A 3,081-nucleotide genomic window follows, 5' to 3' on the forward strand; every position below is an offset into this window, starting at 1 on the left:
AAGCAAAATTTGCTTGCGACCACTGAGGAGAGGTCACACCCGATTCCATTCCGAACTCGGAAGTTAAGCTCTCCATCGCCGATGATACTGCTGGGTAGCCAGTGGGAAAGTAGGTCGTCGCAAGCTTTTATTTCAAAAGCCCCCTTAATTTCTTAAGGGGGCTTTCTTGCGTTCTTATGCATATTTTATATCCCCGCACTTCTTGCCAAGTGCGGGGAGTTTTGCGATTTTTTTTGGGGGATGCGTTTAGGGCCTCCGGAGGCCAAAGGGGATAATCCCCTTTGGAAACCTTATCGAGCTTTGCTACTAAACTTTTTTAGGTGTGTTTTTCAGGTTCTAAGGAAGCGGACAGTCTCATAGCGGGATTAAACCTATACATTCACTCCTTTCATACCTTCATCAGTATAGCGGTTGCCTTGGACTTTATTGCTAGTGAGGATTGTTTCAATGTCAGCAAGATCGTCTTTGTCCAGAATGACCTGCGCTGCGTCAATGTTGGAATTCAGGTTTTTAATCTTTGTCGTTCCGGGGATAGGGATGATGTTGTCTCCCTGAGCGCATACCCATGCTAGAGATAATTGAGCCAGGGTGCACCCTAGTTTATTAGCGATAAGACTAAGGGCTTCAGCAATTGCTTTATTGCTGGCGTATGCTTGACCTTGAAAACGGGGAAGCATGTTCCTGAAATCAGTTTTATCCTCTGAGGGGCTCCAGTTGCTGAGCAACCCGCGACAAATAGGACTATAAGGAACAAAGCTGATTCCCAGTTCGCGAGTTAGCCCGAGTATTTCATTTTCTGGGTCACGAGTGAGCATGGAGTATTCCGATTGCAGGGCTGAAAGCGGATGAACAGCATGTGCGCGGCGTAGGGTCTCAGCAGAAGCTTCGGATATACCGATGGACCTGATTTTACCTTCACCCACTAGCCGCGACATTTCCCCGATGGTTTCTTCAATGGGGATTTCTGTGTCTACCCGGTGAATGTAGTAAAGGTCGATGTAATCTGTTTTTAGCCTACGCAGGCTTTCGTGGCAGGCTTTGCGGACATATTCCGGCTTGCCGCTGATGGTCCGTGCATATTCGCCCTCTTCCCGTACAATGCCGAATTTGGTGGCAATCACCGCTTCATCCCGGCGTCCTAGTAGGGCTTTTGCCATTAGTTTTTCATTGTGTCCTCCGCCATACATATCAGCGGTATCAAAGAAGTTGACTCCTTTATCAAGGGCATGACGGATCAAGTCGCATCCTTGTTTTTCCGATGCAGGTTCTCCATAGAATTCACTTAAGCCCATGCAGCCGAGGCCGATGGATGAAATCTTGATATCGCTGTTGCCAAGTGTTTTTAAGATCATTTTGTTCGACATGCCTATCTCCTCTATGTTTTGTGTTGGTGGATATACTGATGAATATTGCCGAGTAATAAGTATGTCGAATATATCTTTTAGGTCACAGTAATATCTGTTAGGTATTACTGATGGAAACACGACAGTTAAAATATTTTTTGGCCGTGGCTGAAGAGCTGCATTTTGGGCGTGCAGCCAAGCGGCTCCATATTTCACAGCCGCCATTAAGTCAGCAGATAATGAAGTTTGAGGATGAGCTTGGGGTTAAACTTTTTCAGCGCAATAAACGTTCGGTTTTCCTCACCGCAGCCGGAAACTCCTTGTTACGAGATGCACGGTCCATTCTGCGTTCCATGGATCGGGCTGAGGCAAATCTGCTTGAGGCCGCGTCCGGGCATGGCGGGCAGCTGTGTCTTGGGTATATCGGGCCTGCACTTGAGAGTTCACTCGCAGGAATTATTCGCAAGTATAAAAGTAGTTACCCCGCTGTGCGCTTAAACTTGCGGGAAATGTTTACTAACGATCAGCTTAAGGCAGTACGTGAAGGTGAAATTGATGCCGGGATTGTCCGTTTGTTTCAGCATGACGTTTCAGATCTTGAGTGTAAATTATTTCATCGTGAATCATATGCTTTGGTTGTGCCGATGGATCACCCGCTAGCTGAAAGTGAAAGCGTGGACATCTCACAATTGGGCGGAGAACCGTTTATCTTTTTCCCCAGAGCAGAGCAGCCCCGACTTTATGATGAATGGATGAGAGTTTTTGACGAAGCCGGATTTGTGCCTGATGTGGTGCAGGAAACCGCCCGTAAGAGTGCTACCGTCGCTCTAGTTGCAGCCCGTATGGGTATCGGGATTGTTCCGGAAAGTATGTCTCGGCAAAAGCCGCAGGGGGTTGCTTTCAAGAAACTTACCGGAGACTTTCCATCTATTGAAGTTCATTTGATTTATAAACCGAAGGACGGTTTTCCGGCTGTGCGTAATTTTATTAATGAAGTGCGTCAAAGCGTGGGATTCAAGGCATGATAAGATACTGAGAGTGATATTTGGATTCAGGCTTTGCACACTTTTTTTAAGCAAGATAATCTGAATTTAAATGTAAGCCAAAGGAGGTTCTTATGTCTCTTGGAAGAATAGTAGTTTTTGCAGCCGGTGCCACAGCCGGAGTTCTGGCTGGCTATGCCCTGAAGTCTGAGAAAGTTCGTCCAGTAGCAGTCTCCACTGTTAAAGCCGGGCTGAGAGCTAAGGATTGGACCGTTAAACAGTACGAAGGTATCAAGGAAGATGCAAAATCACTTGCCGAACAGGCCCGTGTAAAAGGAAACTCCCTTGTATCCAAAGAAGCTAAAGAAGCCAAAGACACTGCGGAGGAAACAGCATGAGCACATTAGCCAGACTCGCACTTTTTGGAGCCATCGGCACGCTTCTGTTTCTGCCGCTGGTGATTAAGCGCAAACATCGTCACCGTCATCGTCACGGCAGTTCCGTTCTTGTTCGCGCTGGCGGAAGCGGCGGAGGCAAGAAAGGCCGTAAGTAGCTTTCGGGCCTGACATACTTATTAACTATAAGACCTGCTCTTAATTGGGCAGGTCTTTTTCTTATGCGGCACAATGTCAAGCACCCCGTCAAATCTATCTTCAAGTCTTTTTAGGCCGTAGTCGTCCCTCACCTAATGGTGTAACTATTGATATTCCTTTTCTTATTCGTGCTCTGAGGCACCAAGTACCGATTCGGTATCA

General features: G+C 47.0%; 3 protein-coding genes and 1 rRNA gene. 3 read left to right on the forward strand and 1 reads right to left on the reverse strand.

The genetic code is table 11. The annotated features are described in order from the left end of the window. Positions 1-11: 11 nt before the first annotated feature. Positions 12-126 (forward strand): 5S ribosomal RNA (rrf, locus tag D0S45_20095). Positions 127-371: 245 nt separating this feature from the next. Here rrf and D0S45_20100 read toward each other — a convergent pair. Beyond that, positions 372-1,352, reverse strand: a complete 981-nt coding sequence (locus tag D0S45_20100) for an aldo/keto reductase (GenBank protein TIH11415.1) — start codon at positions 1,350-1,352, stop codon at positions 372-374. Between the two features lie 122 nt (positions 1,353-1,474). Between D0S45_20100 and D0S45_20105 the strand changes: the two genes are divergently transcribed. Both D0S45_20105 and D0S45_20110 read left to right on the forward strand, forming a co-directional pair. Continuing rightward, a complete protein-coding gene (locus D0S45_20105) occupies positions 1,475-2,368 on the forward strand; it encodes a LysR family transcriptional regulator (protein ID TIH11413.1) in 894 nt (297 codons plus the stop codon). A gap of 92 nt (positions 2,369-2,460) precedes the next feature. Beyond that, positions 2,461-2,724, forward strand: a complete 264-nt coding sequence (locus D0S45_20110) for a hypothetical protein (GenBank protein TIH11414.1) — start codon at positions 2,461-2,463, stop codon at positions 2,722-2,724. Positions 2,725-3,081 lie beyond the last annotated feature (357 nt).

Origin of the sequence: Marinifilum sp. JC120, assembly GCA_004923195.1 — a bacterium.
GTDB lineage: Bacteria > Desulfobacterota > Desulfovibrionia > Desulfovibrionales > Desulfovibrionaceae > Maridesulfovibrio.

Bases quoted from the DNA above. Each gene is read 5' to 3' on its own strand.
- D0S45_20100 (TIH11415.1), bottom strand. From the start codon at position 1,352: ATGATCTTAAAAACACTTGGCAACAGCGATATCAAGATTTCATCCATC.
- D0S45_20105 (TIH11413.1), top strand. From the start codon at position 1,475: ATGGAAACACGACAGTTAAAATATTTTTTGGCCGTGGCTGAAGAGCTG.
- D0S45_20110 (TIH11414.1), top strand. From the start codon at position 2,461: ATGTCTCTTGGAAGAATAGTAGTTTTTGCAGCCGGTGCCACAGCCGGA.